The sequence below is a fragment of the Sporosarcina sp. SG10008 genome, assembly GCF_044569405.1.
Classification (GTDB): Bacteria; Bacillota; Bacilli; order Bacillales_A; family Planococcaceae; genus Sporosarcina; species Sporosarcina psychrophila.
Window position 1 is genome coordinate 83395 of sequence record NZ_CP172607.1, and the last position, 22294, is coordinate 105688.

Here is a 22294-nt window from a genome sequence, read left to right on the forward strand (position 1 = left end):
CTCAATGATTAATAGTTGATCGACCTTCCTCTCCCAGGCGTAGTATCCAATACCCGTTCTGCACATATTTTCATTCTCTGTTGTGTGGCGCTAATTTTGCACTACTTATATGGTTAACTGTCCAAGGTTTGATACCTGTACTGTAAATTAGAGTCTATAGTAAGGAAAAACGCCTTCCATTTATGTATAACCATTCGAAGTGGTTACACGGAAGACGTTCCCAAAAAACATATGGTTATCCTATCAGACTATCGCTTAATTAAAAAACTTGAGACAGGCGTTTTCAGTTCCGCTGCAAGAACAAGAGCCTAGTCCTTGCAGCGGAACTTTCTTTAAATAGTTATATTGGTGTTCGTCTAGCGGACATGTTTGAATTCATACATGTTGATGGAGTTGAAGTTGCGGTTGTACGTTTGTTGAGCGTTCTTAATATCGAAAACAGGCTGTTGATTAGCCTTATAGTTTAGAGTATCGGTCATGTCGGCGAATGCTTGGTATATAATGATGCTGTTTGATTTGATTCTGGTAGATTAACGGGAGTCTTATTCGGTCTTTTCAAAGATTCCATTTAGCGGAGCTGATTTAATTGCTGCAATAATGTCCGTTTATATTGGAATTATTTTGATGATTGGTATCTTCTGGTTGTATACGGAATTATTTATAAGAATCCCGTTAGATAGCGAAAAGTACCAGTGAACTTGCACGGAAGTTATCTAATTGTTAGAATTAATTATCCATACTTTTATTGGAAATGAATTTATTGCTTCCTCTTTTATATGGAATTAATATTATGGGAGCCGCTGCCAATAACATATACTTATTTCTAAATTTGTTATTTGTCTATTTAATAGACGCAAATTATGATAGGAGTGTATAAATGATGGAATTAAAGACAGAACGGTTAAGATTAATACCCTTAAATGCAGTAAACTTAAAACTACTAATTGATAATCAGAAGGCAATGGAATTAAAGTTATCACTAAGTCATTCAGATGAAATTCTTAGAGAGGAACTTAGGCAAGCCATGGAATATAGACTTACAAAGGTAGTAAATGATAAGCAAAATTATTTGTGGAATACAAATTGGTTAATTGTTTCTGATGATAATAATTGTGTAATTGGCGGCATGATGCTAAAGGGCTTACCAAATGCAAATGGTGAAGTAATAATCGGCTATTACACATTGCCTAACTATCAAGGTAATGGCTATATGACGGAAACGATTATTAGAACGAAAAGTTGGCTGTTAAGTCAGCCTAATGTTCGGTATATAATTGCAGATACCGAAAAAGACAATAATGCTTCTCATAGAGTATTAGAAAAGACGGGTGCAGAAATGTATAAAGAAACGGAAGAATTATATTATTGGAGAATTTTTTAGATAATTCCTCAGTAGGAGAGAATCAGCATTTTATATGTTGGTTCTTTTTCTTTGGATATACCACGTCAGGTAATAACTTTTTTATGATAGTGGAGGTGTATATGATGAAATACGCCGGATGGGGAATAAGTGTCTCGAAATGAATCCCAGCGATTTTTTCATAATAAGGTGTTAAGTACTTTGTGTTGTAAGATGCTCATCGAATGCATCAATAATTTGAAGGAAGTGATCCGCTTCACGGTAAACGTGGTCAGCAAGCAAAGCGGGAATGTTGCTCTTTATTTTACATGCTTCAATTAAATCTCTTGCCGTCTTTTTGAAATCGCGTAACGATACGACAGAAACGCGATTTTGGTCAAGAAAGTGTTCTAAAAGCGGTTGAGTTTCTGACTGAGGACGCATGTGATCCAAATCTTGTGCTTGGAAAAGAAGTTGGTCGAAATCATGGCTAAATTCTCGAGCTTGATCGACAAGTTTTCTTTCGGATGGGTCTAATAGATGGCTGATGAATTTTGAGTGATCCGCCATTATTTTTAAGAAAAACACATTCTCTTTAATAATTGCCTCAGGTAAAGGTATCAGCTTACCTTCATTTAATTCTTTCAATCGCTTAGCAAAATAAGCCGCCTCTCGGCTTGTATGATCAACTAATAAAGGAATATTATTGGACACAATTTGGCACCGTAATATCAATCCCAGTACTTTTCGTTTATAAGCCCAAATAGAAGCTGCCGCCTGATACACTTGAATGTTTAGTTGTCTAATTACATTCGGATCTGTTGTTTCGTTGTAATTGCTAATTTGTTCTTCAATTCGTTCAAATACTGCAATAAATTGCTGTGCTTCTCGAATAAGTTCTGTATCATCTGCAGTAAACCCGAGACTTAAAAAGAAAGCGTGTTCCTTCATAATCCGTGACCAAAATCGGATCTCATCCAATGATTGTGTTACAAATGTCGGAATCGGATATTCACTCCTCTTATAGTGTCGATGCTATCTACTGTATTCGGAGTAGGATGAATCCATACTGCTTTCATATTTAATAATTAATACTCAGGGATTAAGCAATGTGTTATTGCTAGCTAACAGCAGGTTCAATCACAGTTATTGTCCGGTTAACTGTATTCATATTCAAGGTTGCTCCAATAGGTATTGTAGCTTTATAAATGCCATGTCCAGTTGCTAGATTGGACATGAGTGGTTTACCTAAAGGTACTAGAAAATCGTTTATAAGATCGTTATAGGACTTTCCATATGCATCTACACAATTTGTACATTCCCCCATTATTATCCCTACACAATCATCGAACTTCTTGGCTAATAAAAGATGATTCAAATACCTGTAAACTGTGTTAATCGGTTCATGCGTTTCTTCAAGTACGATAATTTTTCCTTCCGTATTGATTTCAAAAGAAGTTCCTAACGTACCGATGAAAGATGTGAGATTGCCTCCGACAACGGGACCGGTTACGTTTCCGGGAACTAAGCTTTCGAGAAGCATACCAGGTGGATTATTTATTAGCCAAGGCGCGGTTAATGTTGTGGTTGCTGAGAAGAATTGATTGAAATTATATGCCGGAGTATTTGGATTGAAGTCTAGCAGGAGAAGGCTGTGAAATGAAATTAAGTCCGCATATTCGTACAGTACATTTAGTAGTACTGTAATGTCACTGTAGCCTGAGACGATTTTCGGATTTTGAGAAATGATAGAAAAGTCGAGGAAGGGGAGAATACTTGCTACACCAACGCCGCCCCTTGAGGGCAATATCCATTTCACTTCTTTATTCTGAAACATGTTCATCAAATCCGACGCCATTTGTTGGGGCGTCGCTGCGAGGAATCCATTCGATGAATAGACATGCTCGCCTACAAGTACTTTAAACCCCATATTCCGTAAAGTTGTTATTCCTGCATCTATTCTACTTGCTGCCAATGGACTCCCCAACGTAACAATCCCAACAGTATCTCCTGGCTGCAAGTGAGGTGGTTTTATAGCCATATTTTACAGCTCCCTTTTAATGAAATAGAATCATACAAATCATTGCATTTATTAAAAAAAGAAATAATTTATGTTAACAAATGAATACCTTTATAAACTGAGTGAAGGCGCCTTCCAAGGGGCAGCCGAAGCGAATTCATTGGGGTTCTTTATTTCAATCTATATATTCGGCACTGCTTATTTAGAATTAACTAGGTGGTATACCTCGCCAGTATAACGAACAAATCTAACGAAAAAGCGATGTTGGAAGAACAATCTATTTGTTAAGTGCCGACTATCTATATAGATTATTATTGGAACTATTTGTATCTTTAAGCCTAGTAAGAATTAACAGTTGCAGGACCTTCCGCATATGCTATAATAAATAAAAAGAATGATTAGAATAGTTAGTATTCATCATTTGGTCTGAGGTTATAATTATGGGGGAGTTACAGAAAAAGAAGCTATTATTCGTCTTTGTAAGTATATGTATGCTACTTCTAGTTGGTTACGAGGCACGACCTTTTCATCATGTAGAAATGAATGGAATGATTAGTGTTGCGCACCGTGGCGCTTCTAATTTCGCTCCAGAAAATACGCAGTCCGCTTTTCGAAAAGCGTTAGAGCTTGGGGCAGACTTTTTAGAATGTGATGTGCACCTGTCGAAAGATGGAGAGTTAATCATTATGCATGATGACAAAGTGGACAGGACAACAAATGGTTCTGGCTATGTGAAAAACTTCACGCTTGCCGAATTGAAAGAGCTAGATGCAGGAGGGAAATTCCATTCTTCATTTGCCGGAGAAAAAATCATTACTTTAAATGAATTGCTCGAAGAATTTTACGGGGAAACTGGTTTATTAATAGAGATTAAGAAGCCATCGATGTACCCGGGTATCGAAGAGCGAGTAGTGGCTTTGTTGGGTGAATATAATGATTTGAACAGCATTATTGTTCAATCTTTCGATATCGAATCGATGAGGAAAATGAACACGTTGCTTCCAGAATTAGAGGTGGCCCTACTCATAAAACCATCTATTCAATCTCTGTCCTCTCAAAAAATAATTGACCTGACATCCTTTGCGACATATATTAACTTTAATGTCTCATATGTCAATAAACGTGAGATCAATCAAATACATAATCAAGGTGGAAAAGTATTAGTTTGGTCTACGAAAAATCGAGGATGGGTGGACAAAGCTTATCAATACAACGTTGACGGCATCATTACAGATTTTTCAATTTGGCCAGTCGAGGGCCCCATCCAGCTGGTGCAAGAGTAATCCACATCTGTTCCTTGGGAAAGCTGCCGTGATTATTGTAGCCGAAAGCGATCCAGGAACGTACTAGTCGACATAAAGACTTTTGCGCCTAGCTTACCTGTATGTTGTGTAAGAAAATGGTTAATCAATAGACATGAGAGTAATCCATAGTATGAAAAGGAATCTAGTACTAGCCTATTGGGGCAGTACTGGATTTTATTATGGTCCAGCTCATAATGCGCTTCCTTGACAATGAAAAACAGGAGCCATACACTTATGAGTAGAAAAGATAGTTGGAGGATAAAATGACAAATAATAATTTCATACCAATCATTATCGGAACAGACATGAATGCTTACAACATGGCGATCTCATTCCATGAAGAGTATGGGATCAACCCAATTCTAGTAGGAAAAGAATCTTTATCATTCACCAGTTTAAGCTCAATTATAAAGACGATAGAACTCAATCCAAAACTGCCTGAACAACAAGTATTCGTGAGCTTCTTGAAAGAGATTGCAGAGAAGTATGCGGAGCCAGGGAAAAAAATGCTGCTTATCGGAACAAATGATCTTTACGTCCGGATGATTATTGAAAATGCGGACGAGCTGAAAAGTCATTTCGTGTTTAATTATATTTCGGAACCACTTATGAACGATGTGCTCGTTAAATCGAATTTTTATAAGTTATGCGCAGAACATGGTATTGAAGCACCGGCTACATATTACTATTCTTGTCGGGATGAAAAGCCATTCTCAGAAAAGGTCATGTTCCCAATCATTATCAAACCAAGCAACGGTGTCGAGTACTATAAGAATCCGTTTGCAGGCATGGAAAAAGTGTATAAGGTCGATTCCTACGATGAAGTCCATAACGTTATTACAACGATTAAAGCGGGCGGCTATAGAGAGGATCTCATTATCCAGGACTATATTCCAGGGGACGATACATACATGTGGGATTCCGTATTCTACATGAACAGTCATGGAAAAGCTGAGCTGATCACTTTCGCACAAGTCGTGCTACAAGAGCATACCATCACTGCGATAGGGAATTATACAGCGCTTATTACTCGGTATAATGAAGAGATGATGTTGAAACTAAAAGGCTTCCTTGAAGCATTGAACTACGTCGGTTACGCGAACTTTGATTTGAAGTATGACGAACGGGACGGTAAGTTCAAAGTGTTTGAGGTGAATATACGACAAGGACGATCAAGCTACTATATTACGGCTTGTGGACATAATATGGCGAAGTATCTAGTCGATGACGTCATTCACGGTCAACAGAAAGAGCTGACGCTACTGAATGAAAAATTCCTATTCACTGTCGTACCTAAAATCGTACTGAAGAAATTTGTGTCGAACCAAGAAGTACTCAAAGATGTGAAAGCATTGCTTAGAGCTGGGAAATACGGCAATCCATTGTTTTATAAAAAAGACCGTCATTTCAAGCGTAAGCTGTATTTATTCGCCAGACAAGTTAATTACTATCGTAAATATAAAAATAGTACATGGTAAAACAATCCCCTATGCGATATGCATAGGGGATTGTTTATTTCGACTTATAAGTGCTGTGTGTTATTAAGATTCCACTATCGAATCTAGCTGCATGCTGATCACGCTTAGACTTCCGGCGGACTCTGCAATCATGGCGATCATTTTGCTTTGTTTTTTTATTGATGAAGTAATATTTTCTACGGATGTTGCAGTTTGCTGAGAAACATCGGATGAGTTTTGGACAGCAATCGATATCGTATGGTTTTGTTCGGTCACTTTTTTTAATTCATCATTTAAAGTATCGATTGCTTCAATGGTTTGTGTAACGGCTTGCCGAATGGCGATGAATTCTTTTTCCGTTGCTTTAACGGATTCATCAAGCTGCTTGGAATGGGAGATGGTTTCCGTCATTGTCTGGATGGTCTTTTCTGTTTCGTGTTCAATGCTTGCGATCATTTTTTGAATTTGTTGTGTTGAAGTATTTGACTGCTCCGCTAATTTACGTACTTCACTAGCAACGATAGCAAACCCTTTCCCATGCACTCCCGCCCTTGCTGCTTCTATACTGGCGTTTAATGCCAATAAATTTGTTTCTGAAGAAATACCTTTAATCGTTTCGGTTATCCGGGAAATATCCAATGTTTTATTATATAGTGCTGAAATGCTTACACTAATTTGGTCTGAGGCGTGTAAGGATTCTTCATTGGATTGTTTAAGCTGTGCAACCATCTCTGCACCTTGTTGTGTGGCCATTTCTGAATTTGTTGTCACTTGTCTAATGATCTGATTTTGTTGATTCATCATATCAATTGAATCGTTCATCATTTTCACTCGGTTGCTGACGATTTCCATATCTGCGACCTGATGTAATACTTCGTGTGAAATGCCAAGAATGGCGCTGTTGATATCAGCACTGGTGGCTGAGGTTGCTTCGGAAATGGCTGTAAGTTCTCCGGCAGACATTATGACGTGCATACTTGCATCACTAACTTGTTGGAAAAGCACCTCATTGTCATTCGAAAGGCTGTGAATGACCAAATGCAGCTTTTTAATGTCATCCGGTGTATTCGAACAATCTATTTTCGTTAGTGATGAAGCCTCCAACGCGGTTTGTGCCAATAACGTAAATGTTTTTCCAAAAGTTAAATAGAATGCCAGTATGCTCATAATTGTAAGTACGCCAATGGCTAAATAGGCAAGAAGCAAGCTTTCCCATTGTGCAAAAAGAGAGGCAGCTCCTCCGACGGATAAAACAAGGACACAATGGACGACTACTAATTTCATGAATAAGTAACTCTTTGTAAGCATTTCTCTCACTCCAGACTTTTTTCCCGTAAGGCAAAGTAGTTATATACTATCAGGCAGAGTTTGTGAAAAAACGGTGTCAGACGTGGAGAAATCGGTACCTGACACCGCTAATGATTACTTTTCGATTAGCTTAAATTTTTGCCAAGGATGAATCTGATCTAGTAAAAACTGTTCCTCTTTGTCAACTGTTGCAACAATATTTGTGTTTCCACTGTTCTCCATAGGAGAGAGGGCAATATGGAGTTCACCTTTGTAACGCTCATAGCCGGAATTATCGATTGTGACACTTCCACGAGCAATTGTATCTGTATCATGAGCTGGGAAGTCATGTTGTTGATAGAGAACACGACTTTGCGTAGAACGGATAACATAGGCGGAAACATCTCCACGGTTGAAGTGTGGATTTTCTAACGCAATTTCTTTCTCCATCTGTGAAGTTTGTTCTTTAAAGTCCACCTTTAATTCTAATAAATAGCGGTTGAGCAAGGATAAACTTTTTAACTCCTCCTCTGTCGCAAAAGCATTACCGATAATCAAATCATCAATGAGATTTGTTTGGAAGAAATCCTTTGCTTGAACATCAATGGGTAAAAAGCGATGCTCCTCAAGAGTTGGAAGGCCTTCTTGGACTGGCCACGGTCCAAACGCTGCATCTTTTGAAGAAATCATAGCTGCTGTACGGATGCCATTTTCTTTATATTGGGCAGAGCATTTGAGGAACTGTTCTCTTGATAGGCCCGTGTAACGTCGAGGATAAAAGTTATGGCAACCAATTATTTTTTGCTTGTTCGGTTGATAGGAAAGAATATTTTCAAGGTATTTCGTTCCTTGACTCATATTCAATTCAATGGAAAGTCCATAGTCATTGAAAGACATAACGCTTTCTTCTAATCCTGAAAAACCGAGGTCAAGCCTAAGTCCCGACAAACCAAGTTCCTTAAAATACGATAAATCTTTATAGGAAAGATTTTTTTCTTCGAAAACAGATGGACTGACATCCGCAATAACTTCAAACTCGAGTTCGTTTGCCTTTTTTAAAAGAGTTTGCAGTTGTTGGGTATCTTGTTCATCCGTTGCGGACATTAGACAGGTGAACATACGTGTGAAACCATAGAAACTAGCTTTTTCCATGTAGTTGACGAGTTCTATTTCTGTCCCATACTGTGGATAAATTGAAATTCCGAGCTTTCTCATTTACACTAGTGCCTTCATTGAAAACTGTGGTAAATAGGCTTGATTGACTTCTAGTATCTCATCTAACAATAACTTAGCGACCTTACTGGAAGGGACAAACGGATTAGTTGTTAAGGCAAGCAACGCTTTTTGTTTATTTCCGGTCACGGCAGCTTCGATTGTTAATTGTTCAAATGCTTTTATCTGTTGGATTAAGCCGTTCAATTCAGGAGGGAGTTTACCAACTTGAATGGGCTGCGGTCCTTCACTATTGACAGTACAAGACACTTCAATAACCACATTATCCGGTAGATCTGTAATGGTTCCATTATTAGGGACGTTCACCGTATGAATGGCATGGTCATTGGTAACAATTGATGAAATAAGTGAGATGGCTGCTTCTGAATAAAGTGAACCGCCTCGTTCTTCTAATTCTTTCGGTTTGACGTCTAAATTAGGATTCTTATAGGTTTCAAATAATCCTTTTTCAATGACTTTAACCTGTTCAGCACGTGTCCCTCTGAGTTCGGCTGCTTCTTTTTCTTCAATCAGCATTTCATCCATCATGTAGTAATAACGATGATAGGGGCATGGCAAAGCATTTAACGCTTGTAAAAACTCTTTATCCCATGGCGCATCATGAATGTTGCGCATATTCATATTACGTCCCTCAGCGATGCGCTCGATAAGCGTACTCATTTTATCCTCACCGTTGACGAATACCTTTGTTGCATAGACAAGGTGATTTAATCCGGCGAAGGACATGTTTAGATTATCGCGATCAACTTCTAAAATAGTTGCAGTCATTTGTTTCATATTAATAGGCACGTTACAGAGTCCGATAGCTTTGACAGACGTGTACTTATGAATTGCTTCTGTTACTATTCCTGCTGGGTTGGTAAAGTTAATCAACCAGGCATCATTTGAATATTGCTCAATCTCTTTACAAATATCGAGGATGACGGGAATCGTCCGAAGGGCTTTTGCAAATCCCCCAGGTCCAACAGTTTCTTGACCAATTACATCGTATTTTAGTGGGATACGTTCATCACTTGCCCTTGCATCAAGACCACCAACCCGAAATTGTGTTAATACAAAATCTGCATTTGTAATTGCTTTAACACGATCAAAGGTAAGTTCAATCGTGATGGGAAGACCGCTTTTTTTAATCATTCTCTTTGCAAGAGAACCGACAATTTCAAGTTTTTCTTTTCCTGCTTCAATATCAACCAATACGATTTCATCTGCTTTTATTTGAGTCGCCCGAAGAATAATACCTTCGATTAGTTCAGGTGTATAGCTACTGCCACCACCGATTACCGCAATTTTCATAGTTGGTTCCTCCAATATCTATAATATTTGTATGAATTTTATAGTCAAAAATAAAAGGGGGGAGCAATCACTGTATTAACTCGATTTCTCCCGAATGATATTATTTACAATTCAACTTTTCCGGCAGCTATTCATCGCTTCATATAAGGCGATAAATTCACCTGCAAGATCTTTAAATGTGATTGCGTTCATAAGATGATCTTGTGCATGAATGAGCAGGAGAGAGGATTCTACTTTCTCACCACGAATTTCTGACTGTATTAAAAATGTTTGAACACGATGTGCATTGCTCATTTCCACATTTGCTTTTTCAATCAATTCGTTAGCCTGATCGAAATTATTTTCTTTTGCAGCTTGAATCGCCTCGAAGGCAGTGCTTTTTGCATTCCCGCTATAAAGAATGATCTGCATGATTTGTTCTTCTAAGTTCATAACTGCTCACTACTTCCTACTTGAGATTAATGTTTTTTCTTCTGGTTGTAATATAGGCCCATCTTGGACTGATAATTCATTTTGTTGTTGACGAGAATCAGCTTCATCTTGTAATGCCAGTTCTTCTTGAAGTTTTTTCACTTCAATTCTTTCCGCAATTTTAACAAATGGCAGATAAATTACTACTGAAATGATTAAGTTAACAGCGGCTAATACAGCCCCTTTCCAAGAACCTGTGGCCAAAAACCCACCAATAACAGGTGGTGTTGTCCATGGGATGAGGTTAACCGTTTTTGGAACAATTCCAGTTGCAATCATAACGTAACTAAAGATTACCAGAACTACTGGCGTCAAGATGAATGGAATGATTAACAATGGATTTAACACAATCGGGAAACCAAATAGAATTGGCTCATTAATATTAAATAGACTTGGTCCCGCACTCAAGCCCGATATGTTTCGATAATGTTTATGACGACGGCCTGCAATAAACACCGCAATGATCAAACCAAGCGTTGCACCTGTACCCCCTAAATACATAAAGGCATCAAAAAATGGTTTTGTTACGATATAAGGAATTTCTAATCCAGCTTCAAATGCTTTTATATTTGCTTCAATTGCTGGTAAATAAACCGCTTGCATAACTGGCTCCATAACATTTCCTCCATGAAGTCCAAAAAACCAAAGAACATGGATAATCAATGCAAGAACAATGGCCGACCCAGGTGTGTTAGCCAATTTGGAGACTGGCTCCTGTAATGCATCGAAGAATGCTTGATGGATATCAGGCATGCCTGCTACTAAAGTAAATACCTTAATTAGACCAAATATACTTATTGCAATCATAGCTGGGAATAGAGCTGCAAAGGATTTTGCTACCGCTGTCGGAACGCTAGGAGGCATCTTCATTACGAGCCTCTTATTGCCAAGTAATCTCGTGAAAATCTCAGTTGAAACGAGTGCTACAATAATAGCGATAAATAATCCTTGTGAACCGGCCCAAACTAATGGTAATCCTGAGCCCTCCGCAATGGGCGTTGTAATCGCTAGTAAAGAAGCAAAAGAGACAACCCCGGCTGACAGACCGTCCTTATCGTATGAACGGGCAAGTTGATAGGAAATTGTGAAGGCGATAAGTAACGAAACAATTGCGAATGTCCCCGTCCAAACGGCCCCACCAAATTGCTTCCAAGCATCACCGCCAAAAATCATCTCCATAAAATTCTGGTATGCTTCAATCGGCAAATTATTGATAAGCGTAACCATTGAACCAAGAATCATTAATGGCATGATAATAACAAAGCCATCACGAATGGCAGCTAGGTGACGTTGAGCCCCAATACGACCACCAATTTCCATAAACTTATCCATTTTTCCGTTCATTTTATTCTCCCCTTTATTCTTCCTTGGAATAAGAAAGAATGTATTTTTAGTTGATTATTCCGTTAATTTAAATTAAATATCAGAAATTCGACAAACCTCCGAATCTCTCCCCATATGATCTTCGTATCACTGGAAAAGCTTTTAGCCTATGATTATAGCAATGCAAGCGCCTTTGCAAGAACGGATTCGCCATTCATTGTGCCGTAATCGATACTTTCGATAACTTGAACTGGGATGTTCTTTCCTTCAACTGCTTTTTCAATTTTCTTTTTTAGATAACGCACTTGCGGTCCTAATAGTAGAACGTCAATTGAATCGAAGTGTCTACTAGACTCCGCTTCCGATACAGCAAAAATTTTAACATCCATAGCTTGAGCCTTTGCTGCCGATTCCATTTTTGTCACTAGTAAGCTAGTTGACATTCCTGCAGAACAAACGAGCATGATGGTTTTCATAGTCTATTCCTCCCCATTTCCTCTTTTTATAATTCAAGTAAATAGTGATAGCCGTATATTTACTTGTACGTCTATTTAATATGCAAGAAGCGTGCCGACTTTTTTTGGTGTAAACGCTGTCTTTTTGCGCCTTTTACGTTACACACATAAAAGTGAGGTGTGTAAACGTTCACACACCTCACTTTTTTAGGGTACCTATGTTGAGATACGATTGTTTTCTACAAACATTTTATAAATATGCATCTGTTCACTTTCTGCAAAGGTAATATCATATTCGACTTCTAAGCTATATAAGATAGTTTTCACAATCGCGAGCTTGTCTGCATGCTCTTGATGAAACTTTTTTGGACTAGGGAATGGACGTGCTGGTTGATTTAATCTCATATTTTCAATGAGAAAGGCTAAATGGAGGATAATGCCCGTATCGACCCCAGTATCCAGTGTGATGCTCAATTGCAATTCAAGTTTAATCACGGTTTTTTGCAACAGTTGTATTAAACGAGAGACAGAGGGAATCATTTTAAAGTGATTTTCAAGTGCTTCTACCATCTCGCTATAGGGTTCATGATTACCAATTAAATTTTCTAATCTTTTTAAATGATGGTCCTGGAAGATTTCAATCGGTGAAAAGTAAGGGATATTGAAGTATTCGAATTGGACAGTCCCTGCAATCGCTAATATATTATAGTCCTCTAGTAATTGATCGATTTTTTCTGTGAAAGATTGCCGATGAAGAAATTGTAAAGTAATAAGTTCGATATTTTTTCCTTTTACAACTTTTTCTAACTGTTCTTTAATCATTTTAGCGACACCATCGCCTGTGAAGCAAGCTGTAATGATGGCTTTTTTGGATGGTTTCGGAAGGGATGCCGACGAACTGAACTGATTTTCAAGTAATTGCTTACTGCTATGATATATATCTTCCAAGCTTCTTCCTAATGAAGCTTTTCGAACCGCTTCCATTACTACAGGTGTACTTGCCATTGATACTGTTTTTGTTTTTATGCCCATCTCTTCAAAAATCATATGGCCAAAGGAAGAAAGTGAGCCCATATCTACAAGGAATAAGACTCCTTTTGTCGGTTGTAGATCATGTATTGCACCTTTGATAAGGTCATACATATCCCGTGCATCCATTGAAAGTGGCATATCAAAAGCCTTCCCGAGTCGTACGCCTAATAGATCCTGAACAGTCATTAACATACTAGTTGCAGTCGAGTTTCCATGCATAACGACGATAATGATGACTTTGTGTTCTTGGGTATACATGTTTTCTTCTATTTCGGGTACTAAAAACATGGTGATAAAACCGATTTCGTCAAGTGGAATTTCTACACCGACTTCATTTCCTATCATTTGTGCAGCTTCAATGGCGACTTTAAATTCTTTTGGATATTTTTTATGAATTTTATTTAAATTGGGATGTGAGATCAAGTTGTTCTGTTCGATTCGCTCAATTGTTCTTTGTAAATGAAGTGCAAAGGCAAATTTCATTTTCTTCTTAAAGGAACGATTTAATTCTAGTTCTGCAAAGTGGAAAATCTTATCAGTGATCTCCAAAATTTGATTATTAACCATTTCTTTTAAACCAACTTGTGGTAAATGGTCAATGTATTCATCAAAATATTGATTGAAATCAACAAGCAATTCTGTTTGAATCTCTTTATCGTTCTTACCCTCTTGGTGGAGTTGTTTTAACTTGTTCTCCATATTTTGATAAAGATTTTCCTCGTGTTCTTGGTCAATATACTCAGTACTTTCATCTTTATGGGAAAACGTGAAAACTTTCTTTTCCGTATCAATGAGTCCATCCATTTTTTCTCGATATTGTTTAACGTCCAGTAATCCTTTTTGGACATGGATTGATAGGTCATTCTGCCGAATTAGGATGCTCGATGTTTGATTTGATATATAATGCAAAAAAGATTTTGCGCAAGCGAGTTTTAAATCACGCTGTAATTGACCAATGTTAGCAGTCGTACGATAAAGTAAAAATGCGGTTAGTGCATGCCTTTCAACATAGATGGTCTCATTCAAAGATCCTGACTCCTGGATAAGAAAGTGCTCGATTAGCTGATAACGTTCTTCAAATTGGCGCTCCTCTAATGAGGGCAATGTTATCGTCATCGGAATCCTTCTTGTGAAAGTTTCAAGTAAATAAGATTCCGTAGATTCCGTAGTGGCCCCGATGATTTGGACAGAAGCGGTTTTCGTTTCCTCACTATCCCCTAAGCTTCGAAATTCCCCTTTATCGATGAAAGTAAATAGCATTTCTTGGCCTTCGGGAGGTAACCGATGAATTTCATCTAAAAACAAGACCCCTTTATCGGCTTTTTCGATTAGCCCTATCCGATTCTCAGTGGCCCCTGTAAAAGCCCCTTTTTTCACTCCGAAAATATGTCCGAACAACAGCTGGGGATTTTGAGCATAATCCGCACAATTGAATTGAATGAAAGGGGCATTCTCTTCGATACATTTTGACTCAAGAGAATAGTTGTACATAATTTTAGCGAAAAAGGATTTTCCAGTGCCTGTTTTACCTAGAATTAAAGTGTGCAAACCCCTTGGTGGATAGTGGATTGCGGCTTTCGCTTGTTGGACGGAAATTCTCAAACTTCCTTCCGTACCGATTAAGTGAGAAAACGCATCGTGATTGGGTTCTGCATATTTTGGTTTAGGCAATAACTCCTTATAAAAATAGAGGATTGGTTTCCCGCTAGTTTTTTCAATTAAACCATCTTTGTAAAGTTCATTTAAATATCTACTGACATTTGACCGATCAAGTTGAAGGTGTTCGGCTACCTCGATGGCGGAGACACTACTTTTTACTTTTTTAATATAATAAAAAATATCGTCTTTACGGCCCATATGTATTCCTCCTCAAGCGGCTACATTGTTTCAACTAATATGAATAGTTCGGTATTATCTTTATTTCTACCATGGTATCACAAACAAGTTCAATCAGATAGAAGACTTGAACCAAGTTTCATTCCACCTACAATTGGATTTTCAAGCGAAGACTGGGATTTCAAAAGGTCTAGTAGCCTTATACCGAAACAAAAAGACTTCTCGCGTCTGGCTTTCTAACGAAGGTGAAACAGGAGATAGGTACTTATAACTAATAGCAGTAGTAATGGATTGAAATGATAAAGGATACTTTTGACCTTATAGTTGCTAAAATAAATGATCTTTACAATTGGATGATTAGTAGATGGTTGAGTTGTCTGAATTATTGCTATATAATTATAAGGAAAGGGGGATGCTTGTAAATGAGGAAATACTTGAGGGAGTTCGGCGCTTTTCCTGACATTGCTGTTATGCTGCTTATTTTGATAGTTTGTGCTTCATTAACCGTTCCACATGTACTCCATCTTTGGACGTGGGTTGCTTTAGTCTTGGGAATGCTGACATATGCAACAAGTGAATACATGGTTCACCGTTTTTTATTTCACATTAAGACTCCAGAAAACCCGTTTATGCTGAAGATGATCAAACGGTTACACTATGATCATCATGTCGATCCGGATGATTTGAAATTATTGTTTCTGCCGTTATGGTTCAGTATTCCGGGATTTATCATTTATGGACTTATTGTATTCCTAATAACGGGGAGCACGTACCTGACGGCGTCATTCGCGACAGGCTTAGTGGCTTACTTCCTCTATTATGAATGGAAACATTATATTGCCCATAAGCCAATACAGCCCCGTACGAAAATGGGGAAAAATATTAAGAAGCATCATCTTTTGCATCATTTTAAAAATGAAAATTATTGGTTTGGTGTCACCCATACTTCATTCGATAAAACGCTTGGAACCTTTAAAGAAAACAAGGAAGTTGAAAAAAGTCCGACCGCACGTAATTTGGAAAACAGGGTGTAAGTACAATACTCGTTTCCCTGGTTATTGCAACTAGGGAAACTTAACATGTTCTCGCAACGTATTAATAGTAAGAAACATTTCAAGAACATGTCTTGCTTAGTGAGAGAGGACTTAGAGAGCAGAAAATGAAACGCAAATTTTTCTACGAAGATTGGAGCAAAAAATATGGAGTTAGAAAAATTTATGGCAACAAATTTCCCAAACTTAGTTCTTACGCCACCATTGTTTTATAACTGGGACATTGGTATTCGATTTGAATTAGGAGTGGACTGGAAAAGGGAAGAGAATAAAGAAGGTAGTGTCTATCTTAGAGGAGTTTACGACAGGGCTATCACTTTGTTTGAGTCTTTACACCAAGAGGATGAAGAGATTTTAGTTGTGGTAAATGCACATGATTACGGAGGTAAATGGGCGTTCCGTGGGAAATTGAATTTGTTCTCACGGTATGTACGGGATAAGTCTGTTCTGTACAAATTACAGCATAAGATGATTCCTTACATAATTCCCGAAGACGATGAAGACGGTAAATACAAAACACATCTCTTTATTCTTAAATGTAAAACCTCTGACATTAGATACGTCTCCCTCTTAAAAGCCATATGCAATACTGATATGGGAGTAAAACCGAGTATTAATAATCGAGTCTTTTTTATCAATGTGAAAAATGAAACCATCTTCCATGTGTATGATGACAGAGGCTGTGATTTGGTGGCTAAGTCCCCGGAAGCAATTCGGAGTATCTATGCGAAATATAACGATTGGATATTGGATTATGATAGGGAAAAGATTGATAAAGTATTTAATTGAGTAGTTGGATTCGAAAAGCGATACTCTTAATTGAAGATTCTTTGCGTATAAAAAAGGACGAAACCATATTGGTATTCGTCCTTTTGATATTTTTTTGAAATATCACGTCTGTTGATTAACCAAAAGTAACCAGTGAATAACATGATCAGCTACTGAGCGCTACGTGTATAGTTGACTTTGGATTGAATGACTTCTATACGATTACCGAGATGTCTGGATGTGTAGGGATGCGAATTTGTCGCATCCCTACACATTTTTTTCGGTAATCGTATGGTGGTCCTTTATCCCGCATTAACGGGCAGTAAGACCCCACTTAAAGTATTCAAGGACACAAGAAGAATAAGTGGGGGATGAAGAACCCCCCTCTGATTGAAGATTAACTTTATCTGTCGTGCTCCAAATCCATAAGTACTCGTAGCGCTGAATCTTTTTTGGACGAAAGAATAGCGGGGCTTCTTGTTCGGATAAAAGCCGCCAAAGATGTAATTTTGGCTGCTGATTCTTCTAATATGGTTTTTACTTTTTTTGGTAAAGAACTGTCGCTTTCTATAAGATATTACATGAATTAGATACATACTCTTTACTAAAAGTAAGCAAGGAACGCATTGTACGACGTGCAAGAGTGCCCGAAATTGCATCTTCGGGCACTTACACTCTACATAGAATGTCATCTATTCTTTTCTTCCAAAACTACTGCATTTTTCACTTGAATAGTATAGGTACGCGACAGGCTACTATTCGCAACAGGATTACCGAAAAAAGTGTGGCTAGAAGTGACAGAGTCACTTCTAGCCACACTAGGATCCCTCAGTAAATCTGTCATGAATAGTTAGCCGAAAGCGGGCCGAAAATAGTCCAGTGAAAATCAAGGTCATCAAGCACTACTCACCAGACGTGTTGAAATATATTTCTAAACAGCGAAGTATGCTTCGATGATTAACTTTGTCGTTTGTTCGTCCATCTCCAAATGCTTAACATCAGTTCCTTCAATAAGTTGCTGCGTGTTATTGTCATCGAAATTGAATGAGCGGGATAAGTAGGCATTGAATACACTAATCATGCCGTTCAGCCTCTCTTCCTCAGCTGTCAGCATTCCAGGTTCTGCGTTCTCGATGATTTCCAACTGTTGAAAATCAAGTGCGTTTTTGATGAGAGATAGAAGATCGTAATTCGTCGCAGGCGAGGGGTTTGTGATGTTGTAAATCTTGCCAGCCTCCGCTTTACTTGCAGCCAATGCTAAAATATCAGCAACGTAATTGACTGGAACAAAGTTCGATGTTGCGTTTTTACTTCCGACGACACGGTAAATAACATCAGCCTTGTCAGAAGATCTAGCGATACGACGCTTGAACACATCAAGTGCCCGCATAAAACCGTAAAGCGTGAACTCGGAATCGGCTTCGCCTGTTTCTGAATCACCAACAATAATTGAAGGACGGAATATTGATACATCCATACAATCGGAATAGGATAGGGCAAGGTGTTCGGATTTTACTTTGCTCTCCTCGTAAGGATTATGAACGTTTGCATCGATTGGATAGAGTGATTCTACACCATGCGAACGTTTCCCAACCGTGTAAGCAGTGCTGATATAAATGAATTGATTTACATTAAATAGTTTGGCCAATTCCAACGCGTTTTTTGTACCTTCGTAATTGACTGAAAAGAGCTCTTCACGTAATTCTTCATCGAATTTCACAAGAGCTGCGATGTGATAAAACAGGTCGACTTTGCCTTGTAATTCATGAATGACATCGTCAGAAAGTCCGAAAAGCGGTTGTGTAATATCGCCGTTTAAAAGTTGGATTCTGTTCGCGGCATCCCCTGAGAGACTCGCGACAAGTCGTTGAGCTTTGTCCATATCCCGAACGAGTACAAATAATGTATGATCAGTCGTTTCTAGTAAGTTATTTAGTAATTTACCACCAAGAAAGCCAGTAGAACCCGTTAAGAAAATCGTCAACCTAAATCCCTCCATGAATAGGACAGAAATTATCTCCGTCCAATTGCTATTCTAATTATCGCATATATGGTTGCTTAAGTGAAAAATTAGCGGTTTCATGTTTGAAATAAGGTCATTAGAGGAATACATGTTGTGGATTCGACATCAAGGAGGAACTTACAGCATGAGAAAGATGGAAGAAACACAGATGGATTTGAAGAGAGAGAAAATCATCCAAAGCCTTGTGAAAGATGGGGTTTTCAAACTACATGGGAAACATCTTTACGAACTCCCGCTTTACGCACTTATGAAAGCCTATATAATACGTACCGAATAATATCGTACCGGCTGGAACCATCGCATCAGCCGGTATTTTTAGCGTGTATTGTCTTATGTTTAACCAATTGAGGTAAACTAGTGCGATAAGGTTCAGAATGGTGGGGAAATCCGATGTTAGATGACAAGTTAAAAAAACTTCAAAGCGATTGGCTAGATGAAGCAACAATTTCTGCTATGCAGGTAAAGATGAGTAGCGGAGAGCTATCGGCTGAAGAGCTTACGTTTATGTATATTGACACGATCTCATATAGGAACAAAAATATAAATGCAGTGCTTGAGTTGAACCCACAAGCTGTACAGATTGCTAGGGCTCTTGACGTAGAAAGACGGGAAAAAGGGATCCGTTCACTTCTTCATGGTATTCCGATTTTATTGAAAGATAATATGGGGACCCGCGACATGATGCATACGAGTTGCGGGTCACTTGCGCTTAAGGATTTCTATGCGGCAGAGGATTCTTTTCTCGTTAAGAAATTACGTGATGCGGGAGCTATTATTCTCGGAAAGACGAATATGACAGAGTGGGCGAATTTTATGTCCGATCGGATGACGAACGGCTGGAGTTCACGAGGTGGTCAAGTGAATAATCCATATGGTTTATTTGATGTCGGTGGATCGAGTTCGGGGGCCGCTGCAGGCATTGCAGCAAATATGGCAGCTGTGGCAATTGGTACGGAGACGACCGGATCAATCCTTAACCCGTCAGCGCAGAACTCGCTCGTTGGCATTAAGCCGACTGTAGGAACGATCAGCCGTACAGGGGTGATGCCTCTTTCGTACACACAGGATACTCCGGGGCCTATGGCAAGGACCGTACACGACGCAGCAATTACATTTAGCCTGCTGATTGGCACAGACCCAGAAGACCCTGTAACAGCGGAGGCATCCCGTCTAGTAGGAATTGACTGGACGTCTGTGCTTGATAGTAGAGCACTTGAAGGTGTTCGTCTTGGCGTTGCACGAACGATTTTCGAACGAGAAGCATCTACGGAACGTTTGGACCTTTTCGATGCCGCGCTCAAAGAACTTGAGGCAGCAGGTGCTGTAATAATAGATGATGTAGAATTAGGGACAATGGAAAATGACCTCGGTTATAATGTGCTTCTCTATGAATTTAAAGCGACCTTGAATGCATATCTAGGGAAGACACCTGCAACAAATGCGATTCGTACATTGTCCGATATTATCAACTTCAACAATGAGCATGCAGAAGAAACATTGAAATTCGGTCAAGTGATGCTGGAAAAAGTGGAGCGAACAAGTGGAACGCTGACGGAAAGGGCTTATATAGAGGCACTTCTCCGCAATCGTCATTTGGCAGGGGACATCGCACTTGGCAAAGCACTTGATGAGCATGCTATTCAAGCACTAGTATTTCCACAAGATCATGGATGCAGTTTCGGAGCGGCAGCGGGTTTCCCATCTGTTACTGTTCCAGCAGCCTATTCCGAGGCAGGTGAACCGTTTGGTATTACATTTTCAGGGAAAGCATTTACTGAACCTGAATTAATAGGCTATGCATACGCGTTCGAACAGCGTGTCAACGCACGGAAAAAACCTTAATCAGTTTTGTCAGAAATAGAGTGTAGCAGAGCCTATTATGATAAACTGAAGGGAATAGAGTGAAAGTGGGGATAATGATGTCCTTCTTAGAAAATATGGACGAAATGTTTAAAGAAAAATGGAAGTTTGAGTACGAAATGCCAATCCAGGAGAAAATGATTCCTGAAATGCTGGCAGGTAAAGATATCGTTGCAGAGTCACCGACGGGTTCGGGCAAGACACTTGCATTTGTATTGCCACTTTTGCAATTGGTTGATGGCGATAAAAAACAAACGCAGGCGCTAATTATAACACCATCACAGGAACTGTCGATGCAAATCGTTAATGTTATCAGAGAATGGGTAACAGGAACTGGTATCACGGTTACACAACTAATTGGCGGGGCCAATATGCAGCGTCAGATTGAACAATTGAAGAAAAAACCAACAATTGTTGTTGGAACACCTGGTCGATTGGCTGAACTTATCAAGGTCAGAAAGTTGAAAATGCATGATATTCGTCACATTGTTCTTGATGAAGGCGATCAGCTTTTAGCGCGTGATCATCGTGTCGTTGTGAAAAATATGATTGAAGCGGCAAATCCGGAAAGACAAGTTATTGCCGTATCTGCGACAATTACAGATGAAATTGAAATTGTTGCTAGCAAGTTTATGAATGATCCAATCCGCATCCAAGTTGGAGCGGAAGAAATGCCGAAATCGGGTAAGGTCGTTCATTCATTTGTGAAAACGGATGCACGGGACAAAACGGATGTATTGCGTGGGATTTCTTATTTGAATGGAATTCGTGCTCTTGCATTTATTAATAATGTGGATCAGCTTCGCATGAAAGAAATGAAGCTTAGGTATAACGAAGCACCAATTGCGGTTCTTCATTCAGAAATGACGAAATTTGAGAGACAGCAAACATTGGAAAGTTTCCGTAAAGGCGAGTTGAAGATTTTGATAGCAACTGATCTTGCGGCACGAGGGCTAGACATTGATGGCTTAACACATGTTATTCACATCGACGTGCCACATACGGTTGAGCAATATTTACACCGTTCAGGCAGAACTGGAAGAGCAGGCGGAGATGGGGAAGTATTGACATTGTTGTCGTACCCAGAAGAACGAGATTATCGTAAGCTGACTAAAGGAATTAAAACGGTTCAAAAAGTATGGTATAAAGGCCATCTTGCCGAAGGAAATTCAAAAACAATTGCAGCTCCTAAAAAGAAATAAGACAAGCGCAAGGGATCTATATATGTCGGGAAAATAGCACGTGTGCTGATTAACCATTTATTTGCATAAAATACTGGTGAATAGGGCTTAAAAAATCCGTTTTCACTGAATCATTTCCGGTTCGCTTTCGGCAAACTATTCACGACACATTTACCATGAGGCAAGTGTAGCTAGAAGTGACTCTGTCACTTCTAGCTACACTTTTTTCGGTAATCCTGTTGTGAATACAAGTAGCGCCCAGTAGGTGATCATGTTATTCACTGGTGATTTTTGATTAATCAATAGACGTGGGAAAATAGTTATATAAATCGAGTGAAGGCATCCCCTAGCACCGTAGTG

Annotated in this window: 18 protein-coding genes; 8 read left to right on the forward strand and 10 right to left on the reverse strand. The window is 38.9% G+C overall.

From position 1 onward, the window contains the following. The first annotated feature begins 877 nt into the window (after nt 1-877). Nucleotides 878-1381, forward strand: coding sequence for a GNAT family N-acetyltransferase (locus ACGLYD_RS00380; RefSeq protein WP_399630723.1), 504 nt, complete (start codon nt 878-880; stop codon nt 1379-1381). A 171-nt stretch (nt 1382-1552) separates the two neighbouring features. Here ACGLYD_RS00380 and ACGLYD_RS00385 read toward each other — a convergent pair whose 3' ends face one another. Continuing rightward, complete coding sequence (locus tag ACGLYD_RS00385; RefSeq protein WP_082786792.1) at nt 1553-2290, reverse strand: DUF2935 domain-containing protein; 738 nt, start codon at nt 2288-2290, stop codon at nt 1553-1555. A gap of 169 nt (nt 2291-2459) precedes the next feature. Beyond that, complete coding sequence (locus ACGLYD_RS00390) at nt 2460-3380, reverse strand: LD-carboxypeptidase (protein ID WP_342539677.1); 921 nt, start codon at nt 3378-3380, stop codon at nt 2460-2462. Between the two features lie 419 nt (nt 3381-3799). On the opposite strand from ACGLYD_RS00390, the gene ACGLYD_RS00395 reads away from it, so the two are divergent. Together ACGLYD_RS00395 and ACGLYD_RS00400 are read left to right on the forward strand one after the other, a co-directional pair. Then, on the forward strand, nt 3800-4642 hold the full coding sequence (locus ACGLYD_RS00395; RefSeq protein WP_067205712.1) for a glycerophosphodiester phosphodiesterase family protein: 843 nt from the start codon (nt 3800-3802) through the stop codon (nt 4640-4642). 284 nt (nt 4643-4926) lie between these two features. Further along, nucleotides 4927-6141 carry a carboxylate--amine ligase gene (locus ACGLYD_RS00400; protein WP_399630727.1) on the forward strand — a complete coding sequence of 405 codons (1215 nt, stop codon included), beginning with the start codon at nt 4927-4929 and terminating at the stop codon, nt 6139-6141. A 63-nt stretch (nt 6142-6204) separates the two neighbouring features. Here ACGLYD_RS00400 and ACGLYD_RS00405 read toward each other — a convergent pair whose 3' ends face one another. The 7 genes from ACGLYD_RS00405 to ACGLYD_RS00435 form a co-directional block, all read right to left on the reverse strand. Next, complete coding sequence (locus ACGLYD_RS00405) at nt 6205-7428, reverse strand: methyl-accepting chemotaxis protein (protein WP_399630730.1); 1224 nt, start codon at nt 7426-7428, stop codon at nt 6205-6207. Nucleotides 7429-7542: 114 nt separating this feature from the next. Beyond that, a complete protein-coding gene (locus ACGLYD_RS00410; protein ID WP_399630732.1) occupies nt 7543-8622 on the reverse strand; it encodes a DUF871 domain-containing protein in 1080 nt (359 codons plus the stop codon). Next, on the reverse strand, nt 8623-9933 hold the full coding sequence (locus ACGLYD_RS00415) for a 6-phospho-beta-glucosidase (RefSeq protein WP_338653604.1): 1311 nt from the start codon (nt 9931-9933) through the stop codon (nt 8623-8625). 111 nt (nt 9934-10044) lie between these two features. Next, nucleotides 10045-10365 (reverse strand): PTS lactose/cellobiose transporter subunit IIA, encoded by a 321-nt coding sequence (locus ACGLYD_RS00420; protein ID WP_067205725.1) that lies wholly within the window; start codon nt 10363-10365, stop codon nt 10045-10047. A gap of 9 nt (nt 10366-10374) precedes the next feature. Then, nucleotides 10375-11748 (reverse strand): PTS sugar transporter subunit IIC, encoded by a 1374-nt coding sequence (locus ACGLYD_RS00425; protein ID WP_187046633.1) that lies wholly within the window; start codon nt 11746-11748, stop codon nt 10375-10377. 152 nt (nt 11749-11900) lie between these two features. Beyond that, on the reverse strand, nt 11901-12203 hold the full coding sequence (locus tag ACGLYD_RS00430; protein WP_067205726.1) for a PTS sugar transporter subunit IIB: 303 nt from the start codon (nt 12201-12203) through the stop codon (nt 11901-11903). 195 nt (nt 12204-12398) lie between these two features. Next, nucleotides 12399-15071, reverse strand: coding sequence for a sigma 54-interacting transcriptional regulator (locus ACGLYD_RS00435; protein WP_187046634.1), 2673 nt, complete (start codon nt 15069-15071; stop codon nt 12399-12401). A gap of 401 nt (nt 15072-15472) precedes the next feature. On the opposite strand from ACGLYD_RS00435, the gene ACGLYD_RS00440 reads away from it, so the two are divergent. Both ACGLYD_RS00440 and ACGLYD_RS00445 read left to right on the forward strand, forming a co-directional pair. Beyond that, nucleotides 15473-16084: a sterol desaturase family protein gene (locus tag ACGLYD_RS00440; protein WP_399630737.1), complete on the forward strand. Its 612-nt coding sequence runs from the start codon at nt 15473-15475 to the stop codon at nt 16082-16084. Nucleotides 16085-16249: 165 nt separating this feature from the next. Further along, nucleotides 16250-16891 carry a DUF3885 domain-containing protein gene (locus tag ACGLYD_RS00445; protein ID WP_187046636.1) on the forward strand — a complete coding sequence of 214 codons (642 nt, stop codon included), beginning with the start codon at nt 16250-16252 and terminating at the stop codon, nt 16889-16891. Nucleotides 16892-17801: 910 nt separating this feature from the next. Here the strand turns inward: ACGLYD_RS00445 and ACGLYD_RS00450 are convergent. Beyond that, complete coding sequence (locus tag ACGLYD_RS00450) at nt 17802-18854, reverse strand: SDR family oxidoreductase (RefSeq protein WP_399630740.1); 1053 nt, start codon at nt 18852-18854, stop codon at nt 17802-17804. A 163-nt stretch (nt 18855-19017) separates the two neighbouring features. On the opposite strand from ACGLYD_RS00450, the gene fbpA reads away from it, so the two are divergent. The 3 genes from fbpA to ACGLYD_RS00465 all read left to right on the forward strand — a co-directional run bounded on the left by fbpA (nt 19018) and on the right by ACGLYD_RS00465 (nt 21955). After that, on the forward strand, nt 19018-19170 hold the full coding sequence (fbpA, locus tag ACGLYD_RS00455) for a Fur-regulated basic protein FbpA (protein ID WP_342539681.1): 153 nt from the start codon (nt 19018-19020) through the stop codon (nt 19168-19170). Nucleotides 19171-19283: 113 nt separating this feature from the next. Continuing rightward, nucleotides 19284-20735 (forward strand): amidase family protein, encoded by a 1452-nt coding sequence (locus tag ACGLYD_RS00460; RefSeq protein WP_399630744.1) that lies wholly within the window; start codon nt 19284-19286, stop codon nt 20733-20735. A gap of 77 nt (nt 20736-20812) precedes the next feature. Further along, complete coding sequence (locus ACGLYD_RS00465; RefSeq protein ID WP_067205742.1) at nt 20813-21955, forward strand: DEAD/DEAH box helicase; 1143 nt, start codon at nt 20813-20815, stop codon at nt 21953-21955. Nucleotides 21956-22294: the final 339 nt, after the last annotated feature.

Excerpts from the sequence above, each read along its gene's own strand:
- fbpA (WP_342539681.1), top strand. The coding sequence starts at position 19,018 with ATGAGAAAGATGGAAGAAACACAGATGGATTTGAAGAGAGAGAAAATC.
- ACGLYD_RS00460 (WP_399630744.1), top strand. The coding sequence starts at position 19,284 with ATGTTAGATGACAAGTTAAAAAAACTTCAAAGCGATTGGCTAGATGAA.
- ACGLYD_RS00410 (WP_399630732.1), bottom strand. The coding sequence starts at position 8,622 with ATGAGAAAGCTCGGAATTTCAATTTATCCACAGTATGGGACAGAAATA.
- ACGLYD_RS00425 (WP_187046633.1), bottom strand. The coding sequence starts at position 11,748 with ATGAACGGAAAAATGGATAAGTTTATGGAAATTGGTGGTCGTATTGGG.
- ACGLYD_RS00415 (WP_338653604.1), bottom strand. The coding sequence starts at position 9,933 with ATGAAAATTGCGGTAATCGGTGGTGGCAGTAGCTATACACCTGAACTA.
- ACGLYD_RS00445 (WP_187046636.1), top strand. The coding sequence starts at position 16,250 with ATGGAGTTAGAAAAATTTATGGCAACAAATTTCCCAAACTTAGTTCTT.
- ACGLYD_RS00405 (WP_399630730.1), bottom strand. The coding sequence starts at position 7,428 with ATGCTTACAAAGAGTTACTTATTCATGAAATTAGTAGTCGTCCATTGT.
- ACGLYD_RS00385 (WP_082786792.1), bottom strand. The coding sequence starts at position 2,290 with ATGAAGGAACACGCTTTCTTTTTAAGTCTCGGGTTTACTGCAGATGAT.
- ACGLYD_RS00380 (WP_399630723.1), top strand. The coding sequence starts at position 878 with ATGATGGAATTAAAGACAGAACGGTTAAGATTAATACCCTTAAATGCA.
- ACGLYD_RS00390 (WP_342539677.1), bottom strand. The coding sequence starts at position 3,380 with ATGGCTATAAAACCACCTCACTTGCAGCCAGGAGATACTGTTGGGATT.
- ACGLYD_RS00435 (WP_187046634.1), bottom strand. The coding sequence starts at position 15,071 with ATGGGCCGTAAAGACGATATTTTTTATTATATTAAAAAAGTAAAAAGT.
- ACGLYD_RS00465 (WP_067205742.1), top strand. The coding sequence starts at position 20,813 with ATGTCCTTCTTAGAAAATATGGACGAAATGTTTAAAGAAAAATGGAAG.
- ACGLYD_RS00420 (WP_067205725.1), bottom strand. The coding sequence starts at position 10,365 with ATGAACTTAGAAGAACAAATCATGCAGATCATTCTTTATAGCGGGAAT.
- ACGLYD_RS00430 (WP_067205726.1), bottom strand. The coding sequence starts at position 12,203 with ATGAAAACCATCATGCTCGTTTGTTCTGCAGGAATGTCAACTAGCTTA.
- ACGLYD_RS00440 (WP_399630737.1), top strand. The coding sequence starts at position 15,473 with ATGAGGAAATACTTGAGGGAGTTCGGCGCTTTTCCTGACATTGCTGTT.
- ACGLYD_RS00395 (WP_067205712.1), top strand. The coding sequence starts at position 3,800 with ATGGGGGAGTTACAGAAAAAGAAGCTATTATTCGTCTTTGTAAGTATA.
- ACGLYD_RS00400 (WP_399630727.1), top strand. The coding sequence starts at position 4,927 with ATGACAAATAATAATTTCATACCAATCATTATCGGAACAGACATGAAT.